At 69.4% G+C, this 17,282-nt stretch carries 19 protein-coding genes; 14 read left to right on the top strand and 5 right to left on the bottom strand.

Going from position 1 to position 17,282, the window contains the following annotated elements:
* The first annotated feature begins 56 nt into the window (after positions 1 to 56).
* Positions 57 to 1,364 (top strand): D-amino acid dehydrogenase, encoded by a 1,308-nt coding sequence (locus AC1PK7_RS18865; RefSeq protein ID WP_481099121.1) that lies wholly within the window; start codon positions 57 to 59, stop codon positions 1,362 to 1,364.
* Entirely contained in the window at positions 1,343 to 2,416 is a 1,074-nt protein-coding gene (gene alr / locus AC1PK7_RS18860; protein WP_481099120.1) for an alanine racemase, read from the top strand. Before AC1PK7_RS18865 ends, alr begins: the two co-directional genes overlap by 22 nt.
* 48 nt (positions 2,417 to 2,464) lie before the next feature.
* Here the strand turns inward: alr and AC1PK7_RS18855 are convergent, their stop codons facing one another.
* The gene (locus AC1PK7_RS18855) at positions 2,465 to 3,034 is read right to left on the bottom strand and encodes a DUF3016 domain-containing protein (protein ID WP_481099119.1); all 570 of its coding nucleotides are present in this window, start codon (positions 3,032 to 3,034) and stop codon (positions 2,465 to 2,467) included.
* Between the two features lie 192 nt (positions 3,035 to 3,226).
* Between AC1PK7_RS18855 and AC1PK7_RS18850 the strand changes: the two genes are divergently transcribed.
* From AC1PK7_RS18850 to AC1PK7_RS18830, 5 genes are all read left to right on the top strand, one after another.
* Positions 3,227 to 3,697, top strand: a complete 471-nt coding sequence (locus AC1PK7_RS18850) for a hypothetical protein (RefSeq protein ID WP_010343261.1) — start codon at positions 3,227 to 3,229, stop codon at positions 3,695 to 3,697.
* A gap of 19 nt (positions 3,698 to 3,716) precedes the next feature.
* A complete protein-coding gene (locus tag AC1PK7_RS18845) occupies positions 3,717 to 3,962 on the top strand; it encodes a hypothetical protein (RefSeq protein ID WP_481099118.1) in 246 nt (81 codons plus the stop codon).
* A 161-nt stretch (positions 3,963 to 4,123) separates the two neighbouring features.
* On the top strand, positions 4,124 to 6,124 hold the full coding sequence (locus AC1PK7_RS18840) for a PAS domain-containing hybrid sensor histidine kinase/response regulator (protein WP_481099117.1): 2,001 nt from the start codon (positions 4,124 to 4,126) through the stop codon (positions 6,122 to 6,124).
* Between the two features lie 73 nt (positions 6,125 to 6,197).
* Entirely contained in the window at positions 6,198 to 6,518 is a 321-nt protein-coding gene (locus AC1PK7_RS18835) for a DUF3247 family protein (RefSeq protein ID WP_160946272.1), read from the top strand.
* 74 nt (positions 6,519 to 6,592) lie between these two features.
* Positions 6,593 to 7,927 (top strand): PQQ-dependent sugar dehydrogenase, encoded by a 1,335-nt coding sequence (locus AC1PK7_RS18830; RefSeq protein ID WP_481099116.1) that lies wholly within the window; start codon positions 6,593 to 6,595, stop codon positions 7,925 to 7,927.
* A 295-nt stretch (positions 7,928 to 8,222) separates the two neighbouring features.
* Here AC1PK7_RS18830 and AC1PK7_RS18825 read toward each other — a convergent pair whose 3' ends face one another.
* On the bottom strand, positions 8,223 to 8,486 hold the full coding sequence (locus tag AC1PK7_RS18825) for a hypothetical protein (RefSeq protein ID WP_371182978.1): 264 nt from the start codon (positions 8,484 to 8,486) through the stop codon (positions 8,223 to 8,225).
* Between the two features lie 143 nt (positions 8,487 to 8,629).
* Here AC1PK7_RS18825 and AC1PK7_RS18820 point away from each other — a divergent pair, with 143 nt between their 5' ends.
* Positions 8,630 to 9,700 carry a class I SAM-dependent methyltransferase gene (locus AC1PK7_RS18820; protein WP_481099115.1) on the top strand — a complete coding sequence of 357 codons (1,071 nt, stop codon included), beginning with the start codon at positions 8,630 to 8,632 and terminating at the stop codon, positions 9,698 to 9,700.
* Positions 9,697 to 10,404: a pseudouridine synthase gene (locus AC1PK7_RS18815; RefSeq protein ID WP_481099114.1), complete on the top strand. Its 708-nt coding sequence runs from the start codon at positions 9,697 to 9,699 to the stop codon at positions 10,402 to 10,404. Before AC1PK7_RS18820 ends, AC1PK7_RS18815 begins: the two co-directional genes overlap by 4 nt.
* An 85-nt stretch (positions 10,405 to 10,489) precedes the next feature.
* Here AC1PK7_RS18815 and AC1PK7_RS18810 read toward each other — a convergent pair whose 3' ends face one another.
* Complete coding sequence (locus tag AC1PK7_RS18810) at positions 10,490 to 11,053, bottom strand: DUF1415 domain-containing protein (protein ID WP_481099113.1); 564 nt, start codon at positions 11,051 to 11,053, stop codon at positions 10,490 to 10,492.
* 191 nt (positions 11,054 to 11,244) lie between these two features.
* Positions 11,245 to 11,727, bottom strand: a complete 483-nt coding sequence (locus AC1PK7_RS18805) for a YajQ family cyclic di-GMP-binding protein (protein ID WP_481099112.1) — start codon at positions 11,725 to 11,727, stop codon at positions 11,245 to 11,247.
* Between the two features lie 379 nt (positions 11,728 to 12,106).
* On the opposite strand from AC1PK7_RS18805, the gene AC1PK7_RS18800 reads away from it, so the two are divergent.
* From AC1PK7_RS18800 to AC1PK7_RS18780, 5 genes are all read left to right on the top strand, one after another.
* The gene (locus tag AC1PK7_RS18800) at positions 12,107 to 13,003 is read left to right on the top strand and encodes a DMT family transporter (RefSeq protein WP_209031589.1); all 897 of its coding nucleotides are present in this window, start codon (positions 12,107 to 12,109) and stop codon (positions 13,001 to 13,003) included.
* Positions 13,004 to 13,100: 97 nt separating this feature from the next.
* Positions 13,101 to 14,108 carry a methionine ABC transporter ATP-binding protein gene (locus AC1PK7_RS18795; RefSeq protein ID WP_010343278.1) on the top strand — a complete coding sequence of 336 codons (1,008 nt, stop codon included), beginning with the start codon at positions 13,101 to 13,103 and terminating at the stop codon, positions 14,106 to 14,108.
* The gene (locus AC1PK7_RS18790; protein ID WP_010343279.1) at positions 14,105 to 14,800 is read left to right on the top strand and encodes a methionine ABC transporter permease; all 696 of its coding nucleotides are present in this window, start codon (positions 14,105 to 14,107) and stop codon (positions 14,798 to 14,800) included. The genes AC1PK7_RS18795 and AC1PK7_RS18790 overlap by 4 nt, the downstream gene beginning before the upstream one ends.
* Positions 14,801 to 14,977: 177 nt before the next feature.
* Complete coding sequence (locus tag AC1PK7_RS18785) at positions 14,978 to 15,781, top strand: MetQ/NlpA family ABC transporter substrate-binding protein (protein ID WP_481099111.1); 804 nt, start codon at positions 14,978 to 14,980, stop codon at positions 15,779 to 15,781.
* Positions 15,782 to 15,794: 13 nt separating this feature from the next.
* Positions 15,795 to 16,358 (top strand): DUF1453 domain-containing protein, encoded by a 564-nt coding sequence (locus tag AC1PK7_RS18780; RefSeq protein WP_481099110.1) that lies wholly within the window; start codon positions 15,795 to 15,797, stop codon positions 16,356 to 16,358.
* A 122-nt stretch (positions 16,359 to 16,480) separates the two neighbouring features.
* Here the strand turns inward: AC1PK7_RS18780 and AC1PK7_RS18775 are convergent, their stop codons facing one another.
* Complete coding sequence (locus AC1PK7_RS18775) at positions 16,481 to 17,110, bottom strand: OmpW/AlkL family protein (protein ID WP_010343282.1); 630 nt, start codon at positions 17,108 to 17,110, stop codon at positions 16,481 to 16,483.
* Positions 17,111 to 17,282: the final 172 nt, after the last annotated feature.

Below are 17,282 nucleotides of genomic sequence, written 5' to 3'. Positions count from 1 at the left end.
CGAACTTCTGCCCTGGTGCCATCCAGCCAGGGAATTGATCCAAGCGGAGTAGGCGCATGCGGGTTCTGGTTCTCGGCAGCGGTGTGATCGGCACGACCACGGCGTGGTATCTGGCCCGCAGCGGCTGCGAGGTGACGGTGGTCGACCGCCAGCCGGCAGCGGGGCTGGAGACCAGCTACGCCAATGCCGGGCAGGTCTCGCCCGGCTATGCATCGCCATGGGCCGCGCCGGGGGTGCCGCTGAAGGCGCTGAAGTGGCTGTTCCAGCGCCATGCGCCGCTGGCGATCACGCCCACCGCCGATCTGCAGCAGTACCTGTGGTTGGCGCAGATGCTGCGCAACTGCACCGCCGAGCGCTATGCGATCAACAAGGCGCGCATGGTGCGCCTGTCCGAGTACAGCCGCGACTGCCTGGACCAGTTGCGCGCCGAGACCGGCATCGCCTACGAAGGCCGCCAGCTCGGGACCACCCAGCTGTTCCGTACCCAGCAGCAACTGGACGGCGCGGCCAAGGACATCGAGGTGCTGCGCGAGTACGGCGTGCCCTATGAACTGCTGGACCGCGCCGGCATCGCCCGGGTCGAGCCGGCCTTGGCCAGCGCGCCGGCCAGCCTGGTGGGCGCGCTGCGCCTGCCCAACGACCAGACCGGCGACTGCCGCTTGTTCACCCAGCGCCTGGCGGCGATGGCCGCCGCGGCCGGCGTGCAGTTCCGCCAGGGCGAGACCATCGAGGCGCTGCAGGCCGATGGCGACCGCATCGACGGCGTGCGCATCGGCGGCCGGGTCGAGCGCGCCGACCGCTACGTGGTCGCGCTGGGCAGCTACTCGCCCGGCCTGCTGGCGCCGCTGGGCATCCGCCTGCCGGTGTACCCGCTGAAGGGTTATTCGCTGACCCTGCCGATCCGCGACGCCGCGCTGGCGCCCACCTCCACCATCCTCGACGAGAGCTACAAGGTGGCGATCACCCGCTTCGACGAGCGCATCCGCGTCGGCGGCATGGCCGAACTGGCCGGCTTCGACCTGTCGCGGCCGGCGCGCCGCCGCGCCACCCTGGAGAAGGTGGTCAACGACCTGTACCCGCGCGGCGGCGACCTGGCCGCGGCCGAGTTCTGGACCGGGCTGCGCCCGGCCACCCCGGATGGCACGCCGGTGGTCGGCGCCACCGGCTACCGCAACCTGTTCCTCAACACCGGCCACGGCACGCTGGGCTGGACCATGGCCTGCGGCTCCGGTCGCTACCTGGCCGACCTGATGGTCTCGCGGCAGCCGCAGATCAGCGGCGAGGGCCTGGACATCTTCCGTTATTCCCGCGGTTCCGCCGCGTCCGTTGCCGAGGCCGTCGCGTGCGCCCAGCCCGTGCAGTGATCGATCTCGGCGCGCTGCGCCACAACTACCGCCTGGCCCGCCAACTGAGCGGTGGTAAGGCGCTGGCGGTGGTCAAGGCCGATGCCTATGGGCACGGCGCGGTGGCCTGCGCGCGCGCGCTGGACGGCGAGGCCGACGGCTTCGCGGTGGCCTGCATCGAGGAGGCGCTGGAACTGCGCCAGGCCGGCATCGCCGCGCCGATCCTGTTGCTGGAAGGCATCTTCGACGCCGATGAACTGCCGCTGGTCGCCGAACACCGGCTGTGGTGCGCGGTGGCCTCGCCCTGGCAGGTGGAGGCGATCGCCGCCTTCGCCGCGCCGCAGCCGCTGTGCCTGTGGCTGAAGCTGGACAGCGGCATGCACCGGCTGGGCCTGGCGCCGGACGAATTCCGTGCCGCGCATGCGCGGCTGAGCGCGCTGCCGCAGGTCGAGCGGCTGGTGCTGATGAGCCACTTCGCCCGTGCCGACGAACTGGACAGCGCGCGCACGCGCGAGCAGGCGGAGGTGTTCCGCCAGGCCACCGCCGGCCTGGCCGGCGAGACCAGCCTGTGCAACTCGCCGGCGCTGCTCGGCTGGCCGGAGTTGCGCAACGACTGGGGACGGCCGGGGCTGATGCTGTACGGCGCCGACCCGTTCGCCGCCGCGGCCACGCTGCCCGGCGAACTGCGCCCGGTCATGACCCTGCAGTCCAGGATCATCTCGGTGCGCGACATCGCGCCGGGCGAGCCGGTCGGCTACGGCGCGCGCTTCGTCGCGACGCGGCCGACCCGGGTCGGGGTGGTGGCGATCGGCTATGCCGACGGCTATCCGCAGTTCGCGCCCAACGGCACGCCGGTGCTGATCGACGGCGTGCCCGGCGCACTGATCGGACGCGTGTCGATGGACATGCTGACCGTGGACCTGACCGACCACCCGCAGGCCGGCCTCGGCAGCGAGGTGCGGCTGTGGGGCGAGCAGCCACGCATCGATGCGCTGGCCGGGCGCTGCAGTTCCAGCGCCTACCGTTTGCTGTGCGGCCTCAAGCGCGCGCCGCGCGTCTATCTCGACGCATAAGCCAATGGCTGACGGCGCCGGCGCGATGCCGACGCCGCGCGCGGGGCCTCAGCGCTCGGCGACCGTGCTGTCCTTGCGCAACTGCCGGCGCAGCCACTCGTCGAGCATGCGCTTTTCGTAGCGCAGCGGATCGGTGCTCAGGCCGACCGAGCTGTTGTACAGGTAGCTGGGGTCCATCAGTTTCGGCTGGCCCTGCGCCAGCACCTGGCCGTCGGCGCCGTACAGGGTGAAGTCGAAACTGATCCGCGGCGGGTACAGGTCGCGCATCACCCGTACGTCGTTCCAGTTGGGGCCGTGCCACGGCTCGAAGTCGCCCGCGCGCTTGATGTCGGTCAGCTTGATGTCCAGGCGCTGCCCGGGCTGCAGTTGCTTGGCCGCCTGCTTCTGCAGGTAGGCGGCCAGGTCCTGTACCCAGTCGCCGCGTTCGGCTTCCCAGCGGTTGCGGCTCTGCCGCAGTTCGCTGAAGGTGGTCGGGTCGGCCCAGCTCACCTGCACCGGGCCATCGCTGGCCAGGCTGCGCGGCGCCTGAGGGTCGGTGACGTTGCGGATCTCGGCGGAGGCGCCGCCCGCCCACAGGCAGGCGACAGCCAGCGCCGTCCAGGCATAGCGGATCTTCATGGCGGATCTCCAGGAGGCGTACGCGCAGTGTGTGCCTGTGCCGGCGCGCCCGCAATCGCGGCGAGCCGCGCGGCGGCGACCGTTGACCGCGGATTCATCCGCCCGGGCATGACAGGCGGCTCACATCGCCTCGCCGCCTGCTTCACGGTGCGCGCGCGAGCATGGCAGCCAATCGAGCACGACGGGGATCGCATGAAGACGCCGCTGTTCCACCAGGCCCACACCGGCAGCGATGTGCGCCTGCAGTTCATCGACTGGGCCAAGCGGCACGGGCACAGCCCGGCCAGCGGTGCGGCCGCGTTCGTCGAGCACCAGGCCAACCTGGACGAGGCGGCACGCCAGTTGCGGCTGAATCCGGGTGACGACGTGCGGCATCTGCTGCGGCGCTACTTGGTTTCGCTCGGCGAGGCGCAGGACGTGGCCGTGCAATTTCCGCCCAGCTATCACTACCGCAGCCCGCAGGGGCAGAGCTTCCGCTACACGCTGACCCTGGTGCTGGCCGAGGACGGTGTGGAGTGGAAGGCGCGGGTCTGGACGGGCCTGGAGTATCTGGGCCTGATCGTCGGCCGCGGTGCCGGCCCGCGCGCCAACTACACGCGCCTGGCGCGGATGGCGGTGGAGCACGAACTGGCCAGCGACGCTCCGCGTTTCACGCTCGGCTGAGCAATTCAGGAACCTTGGCATGTCCGTCGTCAGCGCCCCCGAGCGAATCGTCGTCCCAGAAGACTTCCGCCGACAATGCCGGCAGTTGGGGCCGGCGCGCGTGCAGCAATTGCTGGAGGCGTCGCCGCCGCCGTGGCGCGAAGAGGCCGAGCGCTGGCTGGAAGAGCAGGCCTTGCGCAATGCGCGCCTGACCCAGTGGATGGTGCTGGCCGGCATCGGTCTGTCGCTGCTGGGCATCGTGCTGGTGATCGCCTTCTATTGGTGACCGCTGGGCGACGGCCGGTCGGTGCGGCGGCTTGACGTCGGCGGAGTGGCTTAACAAGATGGGCGTTCCGCCTCGCCGTTCCTGGCGCGTCGTTGTTGCGCCGCGGATGTCGGGCGCCGTCTTCATCCGTTGCCGTAGGCCGCTTTCAGAGTTACTCCGTCATGCATGCCAGTTCAGACTCCAACGCGTCTTCGTTCGCGCAGGCGACGGACCTGCAGTATCGCGAAATCTTCGACAAGATCGATTCCGGCTTCTGCGTCATCCAGATGCTGTTCGAGGGCGAGCGCGCGGTCGATTACGTGTTCCTGCAGGTCAATCGGGCGTTCGAGCGCGAAACCGGCATGCGCGATGCGGTCGGCCGGCGCATGCGCGAGCTGGCACCGACGCACGAGGAGCATTGGTTCCGGTTATACGGCGAGGTCGCGCTGAGCGGGCGCTCGGCCAAGTTCGAGAATTTCTCCACGCCGCTGGGGCGATGGTGGGCCGTGGATGCCTTCCGCGTCGGGCCGCCCGAGCAACATCTGGTTGCGGTGCAGTTCCTCGACATCACCGAGCGCAAGCGGATGGAGCGCGACCTGGCCGAGAGCGAGGCGCGCTTCAGCGCGCTGGCAGAGGGCCTGCCGATGCCGGTGTGGGTGCTGGACGCCCAGGGCGAACTGCGCTTCACCAACACCGCCTATGCCGATTTCTTCGGTATCGATCCGGGCGCCGAGGCGGCGCGCCCAGGCTGGGGCGACGTGCTGCATCCGGAAGACGCCGGCGTGTTCGCCTACGAGCTGCGCAACGCGCTGAACGACCAGCGCAACCTGCGCGCGCTGGTGCGCGCGCGCCGCCACGACGGCGAATGGCGCTGGCTGGAAATGACCGCAGTGCCGCGGTATGCCGCCGAGGGCCAGTTCATCGGCCTGGCCGGCAGCAGCCCGGACGTCACCGAACGCCGCGACATCGAACTGGCGCGCGAGCAGTTGCTGGAATCCGAGCGCAGCGCGCGCAACGCCGCCGAGAGCATGGCGCGGCTGAAGGACGAATTCCTGGCGACGCTGTCGCACGAACTGCGCACGCCGCTGACCACCATCCTCGGCTGGAGCGACCTGCTGCTGCAGCGGCTGCCGCCGGGCGATCCGAGCAGCAAGGGCCTGTCGGTGATCGCCAGCAGCGCACGCGCGCAGCAGCGGCTTATCTCGGACATGCTCGATCTCAGCAGCATGCTGCTGGGCAAGGTGCAACTGGAAGTGGAGGCGCTGGACCTGGCCGAGCAGGTGCGCGAGGCGATGCGTGCGCAGGAGCCGGTGGCCGAAGGCAAGGACCAGGCGCTGACCCTGCAGGCGCCCTCGCAGCCGTGCATGGTGCTGGGCGATGCCACGCGCCTGCAGCAGGTGTTCTGGAACTTGCTCTCCAACGCGATCAAGTTCACGCCCGCGCATGGGCGCATCGCCCTGGCGATCGAACTCGAGGACGATGGCGAGCATGTCAGCGTGGCGGTGCGCGATTCCGGCGATGGCATCCCGCCGGAATTCCTGCCGCATCTGTTCGGCCGCTTCCGCCAGGCCGACAGCACCACCACGCGCCTGCATGGCGGCCTCGGCCTGGGCCTGGCGATCGTGCAGCAACTGGTGGAGATGCACGGCGGCCAGATCAGTGCGGCCAGCGAAGGCCGCGGCTGCGGTTCGGTGTTCACCGTGCGTCTGCCGCTGCACCGCGACGCGCCGGGCTCGCGCCCGCTGCGCGAAGTGCGCGCGTTCGCGATGGCCGAACAGGTGGTCGAGGCGTATTCGCTCAAGGGCGTGCGCCTGCTGGCCGTGGAGGACCAGCCGGACATGCTCGACTACCTGCGGCGCCTGCTCGAGGAGCAGGGTGCCGAGGTGGTCGCGGTGGGCTCGGCCAGCGAGGCGCTGGAGGTGCTCGACGGCGGCGGCCATGCGGCGATCGACGTGATGGTCACCGACATCGGCATGCCGGGCATGGACGGCTACGGCCTGATCCGCACCGTGCGCGAGAACATGGGCCTGGGTGCGGATGACCTGCCGGCGGTGGCGGTGACCGCGCTGGCGCGCGCCGACGATCGCCAGCGCGCGCTGCAGGCCGGCTTCCAGGAACACCTGGCCAAGCCGTACAGCGTGGCGCAGTTGGTGTCTGCGGTGCGCTTCGCGCGACAGCGCTAGAGCGCCAGCGGTCTTGCCCGCCGGCTCACGCCGGCGGCGCTACGGTGGAACGTCCCTCGCACGGAGTCTACCGATGACCAAGTACGCCAAGCGTGTCCACACCGACCAGGCGCAGATCCAGGCTCTGGAAGAACTGGCCAAGCAACTGCCCGAGCAGTCCAACGTGCGCATCGAGCTCGAGGACGGCAGCACCTTCCTCGGCACCGTCACGATCCGGCCCAGCATCCAGCTGTTCCGCGACGCCAACGAGCAGGAAGGCAGCAACGCGCAGGTCCGCATCGACGGACTGGACGATCCCGCCGAGCACCACTACCTGTGGCTGGACGAAATCCGCAGCGTGCGCCAGTTGCCGGCGCGGCCCTGGGACATCGATCCGCGCGGCGACGCCTCTTGACGCATCTTTCACTTTTTCCGCGTCATGGCTGGGCATCATCGGCGTTCCCCCGTGTTCCCGGATATCCAAGACGCATGGCCATGTCTTCGCCGATTCGTGCCCGTTGGGTGTTGTGTGCACTCAGTGCCGCCCTGCTCGCCGCCTGCGGCGACACCGCCAAGCACCCCATCGAGGACGGCATGGGACCGGATCCGGTGTTGCCCGATCCGGTCAAGCGCATGATTCCCACGGTCAAGGTCGCCGAGGTCAAGCGCTGGGCCGATGGCGCCGCGCCGGTGCCGGCCGCGGACCTGGCGGTGCAGGCGTTCGCCCGCGACCTCGACCATCCGCGCTGGCTGTATGTACTGCCCAATGGCGACGTCTTGGTCGCCGAAACCGCCGAGCCGCCCGCCCCGGAAAAGGAGAGCAGCGGCCTGCGCGACAAGATCCAGGGCGCGATGATGTCCAAGGCCGGCGCCTCCGTGCCCAGCGCCAACCGCATCACCCTGCTGCGCGACGCCGACGGCGACGGGGTCGCCGAGGTGCGCACGCAGTTCCTCAAGGGCCTGTATTCGCCGTTCGGCATGGCTCTGGTCGGCGACCGCCTGTACGTGGCCAATGCCGATGCCCTGGTCAGCTTCCCGTACAAGGACGGCGACACCCAGATCACCGCCGCGCCCAGCTTCGTCGCCAACCTGCCTGGCGGCATCAACCACCACTGGACCAAGAGCCTGCTGGCCAGCCGCGACGGCAAGAAGCTGTATGTGGGCGTCGGCTCCAACAGCAACGTCGCCGAGAATGGCATGGACCAGGAGCTCAACCGCGCCGCGATCCTGGAAGTGGACGCGGCCAGCGGCGCCACCCGCGTGTTCGCCAGCGGCCTGCGCAATCCGGTGGGCCTGGCCTGGCAGCCCGGCACCGACACGCTGTGGACCGTGGTCAACGAACGCGACGAACTCGGCAGCGACCTGGTGCCCGATTACCTGACCTCGGTGCGCGAGGGCGGCTTCTACGGCTGGCCGTACAGCTACTACGGGCAGCATGTGGACGAGCGGGTGCAGCCGCAGAACGCGGAGATGGTGGCCAGCGCGATCAAGCCCGACTATGCACTGGGCCCGCACACCGCCTCGCTCGGCCTGGCCTTCTACGAGGGCGCACTGCTGCCGCCGACCTACCGTGGCGGCGCCTTTATCGGCCAGCATGGCTCCTGGAACCGCAACCCGCCGTCCGGCTACAAGGTGATCTACGTCCCCTTCGTCAACGGCAAGCCCAGCGGCAAGCCGCTGGACGTGCTGACCGGCTTCCTCGACGCCGAAGGCCGCGCGCAAGGCCGCCCGGTCGGCGTGGCGGTGGACAAGCCCGGTGCGCTGCTGGTCGCCGACGATGTCGGCAACGTGGTGTGGCGGGTAACGCCGAAGCCGGGCAAATGAGTGGAGAACGGCGGGCGCGCCTGCCCGCCCCACGGGCGTAGGAGCGGCTTCAGCCGCGACGTGGAGGGCCTCATGATGAGGCCCGGGCAGTGAGCTGCCCCTGCAAGCGTCATGGTAGATGCGATGCGGCACACGACGCGGGATATCGCGCATGGCGTGGCACACGTTTGCACCGTGAAACACCGCGCAATCGTAGGAGCGGCTTCAGCCGCGACAGGCGTTCTCGGGAACGCCCATCGCGGCTGAAGCCGCTCCTACACCTCAAATTCGGAAACGCGAGGCCAACCGTCTGGCGTCAGTGCTCCACCGGCGCCGGCTCCACGCCGAAACGGCGGGCGTAGCCGCGTTCGTCGAACACGCGCTGCACTTCGCTGTCGCCCAGTTCCGGCGCGGCGTAGACGGCGTAGACCACGCTGCCGTCGTCGCGTGCGCCACGCTGGTGCAGGCGGTAGCGCGGGCGCCCGGTGCCGGTGTTCTCCGGGTAGTGCAAAGGCGGCTGGCTGCCATCCAGATCCACTTCGCTGTTGTCGACGACGCCGCCGATGAACACTGCGCGCATGCTGCCTCTCCAGTCGTTGGGTGCCTCGCAGCCTAGGCGCGGCGATGTTGCCGAAACATCAATGATGCGTTGGATTCGCGCAAAACCGGGCTCGCCGCCCGCTGCCGGTAGAATGCGCGTCCCTGTTCCAAAGACAACGCCCGATGCCGGCCGCGCAAGACGCCCCTCTCGAAACCCTGTTCCTGCCGTTCGCCCAGGGCGTGCTGCGCTGGCCTGCCGGCAAGGTGCTGTTCCTGCGTGCCCGCGACGGCTGGGCGCTGCGCCAGCACGCCCAGCCCGCGCAACTGGTCTGCGAGCAGGACTACCGCCCGTTCGCCACTGCGCTGCAACAGGGCGGCTGGACGGTACGCGCCGAGCAGGATGGCGACGCCGATGCCGGCGGCTACGCGCTGGTGCTGGTGTTGCCGCCGCGCCAGCGCGAGGAAGCGCGGGCGCTGCTGGCGCGCGCAGTGGCGCTGGCTGCGCCGGGCGGCATCGTGGTGGCCTGCCAGGCCAACAACGAGGGTGCGCGCTCCGGCGAGGACGACCTGCAGCAACTGGCCGGCCTCGGCGGCAAGCTGACCAAGCACCACTGCCGGGTGTACTGGACCGCGCCGCTGCAGGGCGGCCACGACGCCGCGCTGCAGCAGCGCTGGGCCAAGCTGGATGCGGTGCGGCCGATTCTGGATGGGCGCTTCCGCAGCCGCCCGGGCGTGTTCGCCTGGGACCGCATCGACCCGGCCTCGGCGCTGCTGGCCGAGCACCTGCCCGCCGACCTGCGCGGCCGCGCCGCCGATCTCGGCGCCGGCTACGGCTATCTGTCGGCCGAGCTGCTGGCGCGCTGCCCGCAGCTCACCGCACTGGACCTGTTCGAGGCCGACGCGCGCGCGCTGGCGCTGGCGCGCGCCAACCTGGCGCAGGCGCCGGCTGCGGTCACGCTGGGCTTCCACTGGCACGACGTGACCACCGGCCTGCCCGGACACTACGACGTCATCGTCAGCAACCCCCCATTCCATGCGCCGGGGCGGCTGGAACGTCCGGACATCGGCCGGCGCTTCATCGCGGTGGCGGCGCAGGCGCTGGCGCCGGGCGGGCGGCTGTTCCTGGTCGCCAACCGCCATCTGCCCTACGAGGCGGTGCTCGACGCCAGCTTCGGCGCGACCGAGGTGCTCGCCACCCGCGATGGCTTCAAGCTGATCCATGCGGTGCGCAGCCGCGCCGGAGCGCGCCGATGAAACTGGTCAAGCACCTGGCCAATCTGGGCTACGGCAGCCGCAAGCAGGTGGCGCTGATGTTTCGCGAAGGCCGCATCACCGATGCCGACGGCGAGGTGCTGTACGCCGACGACCAGGTGCCGCACGCGGCGATCCGGGTCGACGGCGAAGCGCTGGATCCGCCGCCCGGGCTGATCCTGGCGCTGCACAAGCCGGTCGGCTACACCTGCTCGACCAAGGATCCGGGGCGCATCGTCTACGACCTGCTGCCGCCGCGCTTCCGTCTGCGCTCGCCGCTGCTGTCCACGGTCGGGCGGCTGGACCGCGACACCAGTGGCCTGCTGCTGATGACCGACGACGGCGCGCTGCTGCATCGCATCGTCTCGCCGAAGGCGCGCCTGGCCAAGGTCTACGAGGCCACCCTGGCCGAGGACCTGCGCGGCGACGAAGCGGCGCAATTCGCCAGCGGCACGCTGATGCTCGACGGCGAGACCACGTCGTTGCTGCCGGTGGAACTGGAGACGCTGGGGCCGCGGCAGGTGCGCGTCGCCCTGCACGAAGGCCGCTACCACCAGGTGCGGCGCATGTTCGCCGCCGTCGGCAACCACGTGGCGGCGCTGCACCGCAGCCGCATCGGCGGCTTCGCCCTGGGCGATCTGCCTTCCGGACAGTGGCGGGTGCTTGAGGCGGCGGACGTGGCGGTGCTGTTCGAGGGCGGGGATTAGGGATTGGGGATTCGGGATTGGCAAAGGCGCGATGCTCCTCGCACCGCGGCGAATCCCGCTTTTACGAATCCCGAATCCCGAATGCCTAATCCCGGCTGTCAAGCGCCCGCTTCCAGCCCTCCAGCCCCAGTTTCTCCAGGGTCTGCAGATTGCGCTCGACGATCACGTCCGCGTCCGGGAAGGCGGCCACCGCGCGTTCCACGCTGTCCTCGCGCAGCAGGTGCAGGGTGGGGTAGGGCGCGCGGTTGGTGTAGTTGCCGATGTCGTCCGGCGCGGTGCCGGCGAACTGGTACTGCGGATGGAAACTGGCCACCTGCAGGATGCCCTGCAGGTCCAGCGCCTCGACCGCGGCGTCGGCGTTGTCGAGGAAGTCGTTGTAGTCCAGGAAGTCCTGCAGCACGTCCGGATGCACGATCAGCGTGGTGTCGATCTGCTCGGCCGGAGTGTCGCGCAGCAGCACCAGTTCCTCGGCCAACTGTTCGAGCAGCGCCTCCGGCGTGCTCGCATCGCTGAGCACGTAACGGATCTGTTGCTTGACGTGCACGGCCTTGGCGAAGGGGCACAGGTTCAGGCCGATCACCGCCCGTTCCAGCCAGCGGCGGGTGTCGCCCAGGTAGTCGGGCGTGTCGCCGGGGATCTCGTCGTGCATCGTCGCGGAGCTGGCTGGGAAAGGTGCAGACGATTGTAGGCCACCCCGCATATTCCCGGATGGCGCACGCGTAGGAGCGGCTTCAGCCGCGACGAGGCCATGGTGCGCCGATCGCGCCAAACCGGCGCGGCCGGTGTCGCTGTCCGGCCGGCCTGGCGCTCTGCTCCTGTCGATGGAACGGCGGACTGCGCTCAGTCGCGGAAGTTGTCGAACTGCAGCGGCAGCTCGAAGTTGCTCTTCTTCAGCAGCGCGATCGCGTCTTGCAGGTCGTCGCGCTTCTTGCCGCTGACCCGCAGCTTGTCGCCATTGATCTGCGCTTCCACCTTGAGCTTGGCCTCCTTGAGCGTGGCGACGATCTTCTTGCCCAGCTTCTGTTCGATGCCCTGCTTGACGGTGATCTTCTGCCGCGCGCCGCCCAGGTTGGTCTCCAGGTCGCCGAATTCCAGGCAGCGCACGTCGATGCCGCGCGCCAGCAGGCGCGCGCGCAGGATGTCGGTCATCTGCTTGACCTGGAAATCGCTGGGCGCCGATTGCGTGATGACCTGGTCGTCGAGCGCGAACTTGGCGTCCACGCCCTTGAAGTCGAAGCGCGTCGACAGCTCGCGGTTCGCCTGGTCGACGGCATTGGTCAGTTCGTGCTTGTCGACTTCGGACACGATATCGAAGGAAGGCATGGGCAAGTCCTCGGCAAAGATGCCTATCGTAAGACGTGCGGGTCGTGCATGGGGCGGAGATTCGGGATTGGGGATTGGGGATTCGTAGAAGTGTCCTGCGCCGACACGACAGGCGCCGTCGTAGGAGCGGCTTCAGCCGCGACTGCTGTGCCACGAAGGCCCTGTCGCGGCTAATCCCGCAAAAGGGGACAAGAGCCGCTCCTGCGAGACAACGCGATGCGCGGAGAAAAGCAGGTGATCAGAGATGTCTTGAAGCCGCTCTCACAGAAGGCTGTGTCAGCCGCTGCAGCCGGGGCTGGAGCCATGTGGGAGGGACTTCAGTCCCGACGCGATGCCCTCCGACACCACGCACGTCGCCGATCGCGGCGATAATGCGCCGATGCCCAACTCCCGTTCCAATGCCGCCGCCGCTGCGTGGATGATCGCCGCGGTCGCGTTCTTTTCGCTGATGGATGCGTCGATGAAGCAGCTCAGCACGCACTATCCGGCGCTGCAGGTCGCGGCGCTGCGCGGCGGCGCCTCGCTGCCGTTCGTGCTGGTGTGGGTGCTGGCCAGCGCCGGGCCGCGCGCGATCTGGCCGGTGCGCTGGGGCTTGCACCTGCTGCGCGGCGTGCTCGGCATCGCCATGATCGGCTGCTTCGCCTGGGCCTTGCGCAGCCTGCCGCTGTCCACCGCCTACACCATCTACTTCGTCGCGCCGCTGTTGGTGGCCGCCCTGTCGGTGCCGCTGCTGGGCGAATACGTGGGCCCGCGGCGCTGGGCGGCGATCGGCGTCGGCCTGGTCGGCGTGCTGGTGGTGCTGCGCCCCGGCATGGACGGGTTCGTCTCGCTGCCGGGGTTGATGGTGCTGCTGGCGGCTATCGCGTACGCGGTGGCCTCGGTGCTGGTCAGCCTGCTGGCGCGCACCGACACCTCGCAGTCGCTGGTGGTGTGGTTCCTGCTGATCATGGCGCTGGGCGCCGGTGCGCTGGCGTTGCCGGAGTGGACCCCGCTGCGCCCGGCCGACGCCGGCTGGATCGCCGGCATGGGCCTGGCCGGTGCGCTGGGCCAGGTGGCGCTGACCCAGGCGTTCCGCCGTGGCGACGCCTCGCTGGTCGCGCCGCTGGAGTACAGCGGCCTGTTGTGGGTGATCCCCTGGGACTGGCTGCTGTGGCGCAAGCTGCCCGATGCCTGGACCTGGGTGGGCGGGGCGATCATCGTCGCCAGCGGCCTGTACCTGCTGCATCGCGAGCGGGTCCGCGCGGTGGCGCATCCGCCGCCGCAGGCGCGGCCCTAGGCCCCGCGATGCGCGCCTACGTTAGAATCGAATGGAATAACGCACGCCATCTCGGCCTGCTAGGCTTTGCGCCCCCCGTCGCTGCCGGTTCCGCGCGTTGATCCAGTTCGAGCGCCTGCACAAGTCCTATTCCGTCGCCGGCCAGCCGGTCGTGGCGCTGCATCCGCTCGACCTGCGCATCGAGGCCGGTGAGGTGTTCGGCATCATCGGCCATTCCGGTGCCGGCAAGTCGACCCTGATCCGGCTGATCAACCGGCTCGAGGAGCCCAGCGGCGGGCGCCTGATCATCGACGGCGAGGACGTCACCGCGCTGGACCGCGCCGGGCTGCGGACCTTGCGCCAGCGCGTGGGCATGATCTTCCAGCACTTCAACCTGCTGTCCTCGCGCACGGTCGCCGGCAACGTCGCCTTCCCGCTGGAACTGGCCGGCACGCCGCGCGCGGAGATCGACGCGCGCGTGGCCGAACTGCTGGAGCGGGTCGGGCTGGCCGCGCATGCGGACAAGTACCCGGCACAGCTGTCGGGCGGGCAAAAGCAGCGCGTCGGCATCGCCCGCGCCCTGGCCACGCGCCCGCGGATCCTGCTGTGCGACGAGGCCACCAGTGCGCTGGATCCGCAGACCACCGCCTCGGTGCTGGCGCTGCTGGCGCAGATCAACCGCGAGTTGGGCCTGACCATCGTGTTGATCACCCATGAGATGGAAGTGATCCGCCGCGTCTGCGACCGCGTGGCGGTGCTCGATGCCGGGCACCTGGTCGAAAGCGGGCCGGTCACCGAGGTGTTCCTGCATCCGCAGCATCCGACCACCAAGCGCTTCGTCTCCGAGGCCGAGCACGTCGACGAGGGCGAGTTGTACCGCGACCTCGCCGCGGTGGACGGCCGCATCCTGCGCCTGACCTTCCTCGGCGCCGACACCTACGCGCCGCTGCTCGGGCGCATCGCCCGCGCCACCGCGGTGGACTACAACATCCTGTCCGGGCGCATCGACCGGATCAAGGACACTCCCTACGGCCAGCTGACCGTGGCCCTGGTCGGCGGCGACATGGATGCGGCGCAGGCCGAATTCGTCGCGGCCGGCGTGCATGTGCAGGAGCTGCGCCGATGAGTCCGTTCGCCACCGCCGCCACCGGCTTCTTCCGCAATCTCGATGCCGGCAAGTGGAGCGAGATCGGCCGCGCCACCGTCGATACGCTGCTGATGCTCGGCGGCTCGCTGCCGCTGACCCTGCTGATCGGCCTGCCGCTGGGTGTGCTGCTGTTCCTCACCGGCCCGCGCCAGACCCACCAGAAGCCGCTGCTGTACGGCGGCCTGGCGCTGGTCATCAACGTGCTGCGTTCGGTGCCCTTCATCATCCTGATGATCGCGATGATCCCGCTGACGCTGTGGGCGATGGGCACCTCGCTGGGCGTGCGCGGCGCGATCCTGCCGCTGGTGGTGGGCGCGGCGCCGTTCTACGCGCGGCTGGTGGAGACCGCACTGCGCGAAGTGGACCGCGGCGTGGTCGAGGCCAGCCTGGCGATGGGTGCGACCACCTGGCAACTGGTGACGCGGGTGCTGCTGCCGGAAGCGCGGCCGGGCCTGATCGCCGGCGCTACGGTGACCACCATCGCCCTGATCGGCTTCACCGCGATGGGCGGCGCGATCGGGTCGGGCGGCCTCGGCGACTTGGCCTACCGCGACGGCTACCAGCGCTCGCACGCCGACGTGGCCCTGGTGACGGTGGTGATCCTGTTGCTGCTGGTGCAGGCGTTGCAGATGCTCGGCGACCGGCTGGTCGCGCACTACAGCCGGCGCTGATGTCCTGCGTACCGCGGTAGCAGCGGCTTCCGCCGCGACCCCGACCGGTGAGCGGTCGCGGCTGAAGCCGCTCCTGCGCGCATGGATCGCCCCGCCTGCACGGCCGTCTGCTAGCGTGCACGCATCGCGGCCGCGGGTCGCGTTCCTCCACTCTCCCCGTTTCCCCGGATACCTGCCATGACCCGATTCCCGTTCCGCCTCCTGCTCGCCAGCGCCGTGCTCGTGCTCGGCGGCTGCGGCAAGCCCGATGCCGGCGCCGCCAGCGACCACCTCAGCGTCGCCGCCACCGCCGTGCCGCACGCCGAGATCCTGGAGGTGGTCAAGCCGATGCTGGAACAGCAGGGGCTGACCCTGGACGTGCGCGTGTTCAACGACTACGTGCAGCCCAACGACCAGGTGGTGCAGAAGCAGATCGACGTGAACTACTTCCAGACCGAGCCCTACCTGCAGGCCTACAACCGCGACCGCAAGAGCGACCTGGTCACCGTGGTCGGCGTGCACATCGAGCCGTTCGGCGCCTATTCGCGCCGCTACAAGTCGCTGGACGCGCTGCCGCAGGGCGCCGATGTGGTGATTCCCAACGATCCCAGCAACAACAGCCGCGCGCTGATCCTGCTGGACAAGGCCGGGGTCATCAAGCTCAAGGATCCGAGCAATGCGCTGTCCGCCCAGCGCGACATCGTCGCCAATCCCAAGCAACTGAAGTTCCGCGAGCTGGATTCGGCGATGCTGCCGCGGGTGCTGGACCAGGTCGACCTGGCGTTGATCAACACCAATTACGCGCTCGACGCCGGCCTCAACCCGACCCGTGACGCACTGGCGATCGAGAGCAAGGATTCGCCGTATGTGAACTTCCTGGTCGCACGTCCCGACAACAAGGACGATCCGCGCGTGCAGAAGCTGGCCAAGGCGCTGACCAGCCCGGAAGTGAAGGCCTTCATCCAGCGCAAGTACCAGGGCGCGGTACTGCCGGCGTTCTGATCGACCTGCGCGCATGCCGCTGCTGCTGGCCATTCCGCTGGCGATCGTGATCGCGCTGGCGGTGACCGCGGTGCTGTTGCCGCTGTCGCTGCTGCAACGGTTCCGTGTGGGCACCGCACGGCGTCAGGCGCGTGGCTGGCTGGTCGCGGTGCAGCTGTGGTCGGCGCTGCTGTCCAGCGGCGTGCTGCTCGTCTTTGCCGTGATCGCCGGGCACTGGTGGCCGGACGCCGCCATGTACGCACTGGCGGGCTGGGGCTGCGGCGTGCTGTTGGGTACGCTCGGCATCGGCGTCACCCGCTTCGAACCGCTGCCGCACGGCCTGCACTACACGCCGAACCTATGGTTGGTGTTGGGCCTGACCGCGCTGGTGGCGGTGCGCATCGGCGCCGGGCTGTGGCAGGGCTGGCGCAGCCTCGTCGATGGTGCGGCCTGGCCGACCCAGGGCTGGATGAGCCACGCCAGCCTGCTGGCCGCCGCCGCATTGCTGCTCGGTTATGCCTGCGCCTACGCCTGGTTGTTGCGGCGGCGCCTGCGTCGTTTTGACCGCTACCGCGGTTTCGATCGCTCGCCGCGCTGAAAGCGGCCGCGCCTGCGGGCACACGCCATGCCGTTTCCGCTGGCGCGCGTTCGATCCAGCGCATGCACAAAAACAAACGGGCCCTTGCGGGCCCGTTTGCATTGCGACTGGAGACGGAGCGCTTAGAAGCGCGCGCCGACGCCGAAGCTGAACAGCCACGGATCCAGCTTCAGGTCTTCGCCGGTACCTTCGCCGGCCACCTTCAGCTCCGGACGCGAGCGCATGTAACGCGCGTCGGCACGGGCGAACCAGGTGGAGTTGATGTTCATGTCCACGCCGACGGTGCCGATGGCGCCCTTGGCGGTGTCCAGGCTGACGTGCTGGTCGGCGTTGAGGCCGGCGAGCTTCTCGTTGCTGAAGTTGGACTCGTAGTAACCGACGCCGACGAACGGACGGAACACGTTGTCCGCCTGGCCGAAGTGGTACTGGCCGCTCAGCGCGATCGGCTGCTGCTCGACGGTGCCGACCTTGCCGATACCGTCGGCCTTGACGCGGTGGTTGAACTTGTCGGCAGCGCCCCACAGTTCGACCGCCCAGTTGTCGTCGATCAGCCAGCTGGCGCTGATGGTCGGCGCCGGGCCGCCATCGACGTCGAGGCCGGCCGCCGGCTTGGAGTGCGGGTCGAGCAGGGTCGCGCTGCCGACGACGGAGAAGTGCTTGCCGGACGCGGTATCGGCATCCTGTGCGAATGCGGCAGGCGCAAACGCAAGGGCGGACACGACAGCCAGGCTCAGGATCTGAATGGACCGCATGGGATATCTCCTCATCTTTTTCTTGTGGGGCCACGGGAGTGGGCGCGCACACCGTATCGATGAGAAGATGAATCGTTGCCGACCCTCGCCGGACCAATGCAGACGACGTTCAGCCACATGCGCTCTGCGCTTGAAATAACGAGGTTTTAAGACTTTTGGCTGTTCATCCAGA

Source organism: Xanthomonas sp. NCPPB 3174 (assembly GCF_056725205.1).
The sequence above is the reverse complement of the archived record's forward strand: the minus strand, read 5'-3'. Positions and strand labels throughout refer to the sequence as shown.

Bases quoted from the DNA above. Each gene is read 5' to 3' on its own strand.
- AC1PK7_RS18825 (WP_371182978.1), bottom strand. From the start codon at position 8,486: ATGCGCGCAGTGTTCATCGGCGGCGTCGTCGACAACAGCGAAGTGGAT.
- AC1PK7_RS18800 (WP_209031589.1), top strand. From the start codon at position 12,107: ATGCCCAACTCCCGTTCCAATGCCGCCGCCGCTGCGTGGATGATCGCC.
- AC1PK7_RS18855 (WP_481099119.1), bottom strand. From the start codon at position 3,034: ATGAAGATCCGCTATGCCTGGACGGCGCTGGCTGTCGCCTGCCTGTGG.
- AC1PK7_RS18865 (WP_481099121.1), top strand. From the start codon at position 57: ATGCGGGTTCTGGTTCTCGGCAGCGGTGTGATCGGCACGACCACGGCG.
- AC1PK7_RS18830 (WP_481099116.1), top strand. From the start codon at position 6,593: ATGGCCATGTCTTCGCCGATTCGTGCCCGTTGGGTGTTGTGTGCACTC.
- AC1PK7_RS18775 (WP_010343282.1), bottom strand. From the start codon at position 17,110: ATGCGGTCCATTCAGATCCTGAGCCTGGCTGTCGTGTCCGCCCTTGCG.
- AC1PK7_RS18850 (WP_010343261.1), top strand. From the start codon at position 3,227: ATGAAGACGCCGCTGTTCCACCAGGCCCACACCGGCAGCGATGTGCGC.
- AC1PK7_RS18820 (WP_481099115.1), top strand. From the start codon at position 8,630: ATGCCGGCCGCGCAAGACGCCCCTCTCGAAACCCTGTTCCTGCCGTTC.
- AC1PK7_RS18815 (WP_481099114.1), top strand. From the start codon at position 9,697: ATGAAACTGGTCAAGCACCTGGCCAATCTGGGCTACGGCAGCCGCAAG.
- AC1PK7_RS18810 (WP_481099113.1), bottom strand. From the start codon at position 11,053: ATGCACGACGAGATCCCCGGCGACACGCCCGACTACCTGGGCGACACC.
- AC1PK7_RS18835 (WP_160946272.1), top strand. From the start codon at position 6,198: ATGACCAAGTACGCCAAGCGTGTCCACACCGACCAGGCGCAGATCCAG.
- AC1PK7_RS18805 (WP_481099112.1), bottom strand. From the start codon at position 11,727: ATGCCTTCCTTCGATATCGTGTCCGAAGTCGACAAGCACGAACTGACC.
- AC1PK7_RS18845 (WP_481099118.1), top strand. From the start codon at position 3,717: ATGTCCGTCGTCAGCGCCCCCGAGCGAATCGTCGTCCCAGAAGACTTC.
- AC1PK7_RS18840 (WP_481099117.1), top strand. From the start codon at position 4,124: ATGCATGCCAGTTCAGACTCCAACGCGTCTTCGTTCGCGCAGGCGACG.
- AC1PK7_RS18790 (WP_010343279.1), top strand. From the start codon at position 14,105: ATGAGTCCGTTCGCCACCGCCGCCACCGGCTTCTTCCGCAATCTCGAT.
- AC1PK7_RS18780 (WP_481099110.1), top strand. From the start codon at position 15,795: ATGCCGCTGCTGCTGGCCATTCCGCTGGCGATCGTGATCGCGCTGGCG.
- AC1PK7_RS18785 (WP_481099111.1), top strand. From the start codon at position 14,978: ATGACCCGATTCCCGTTCCGCCTCCTGCTCGCCAGCGCCGTGCTCGTG.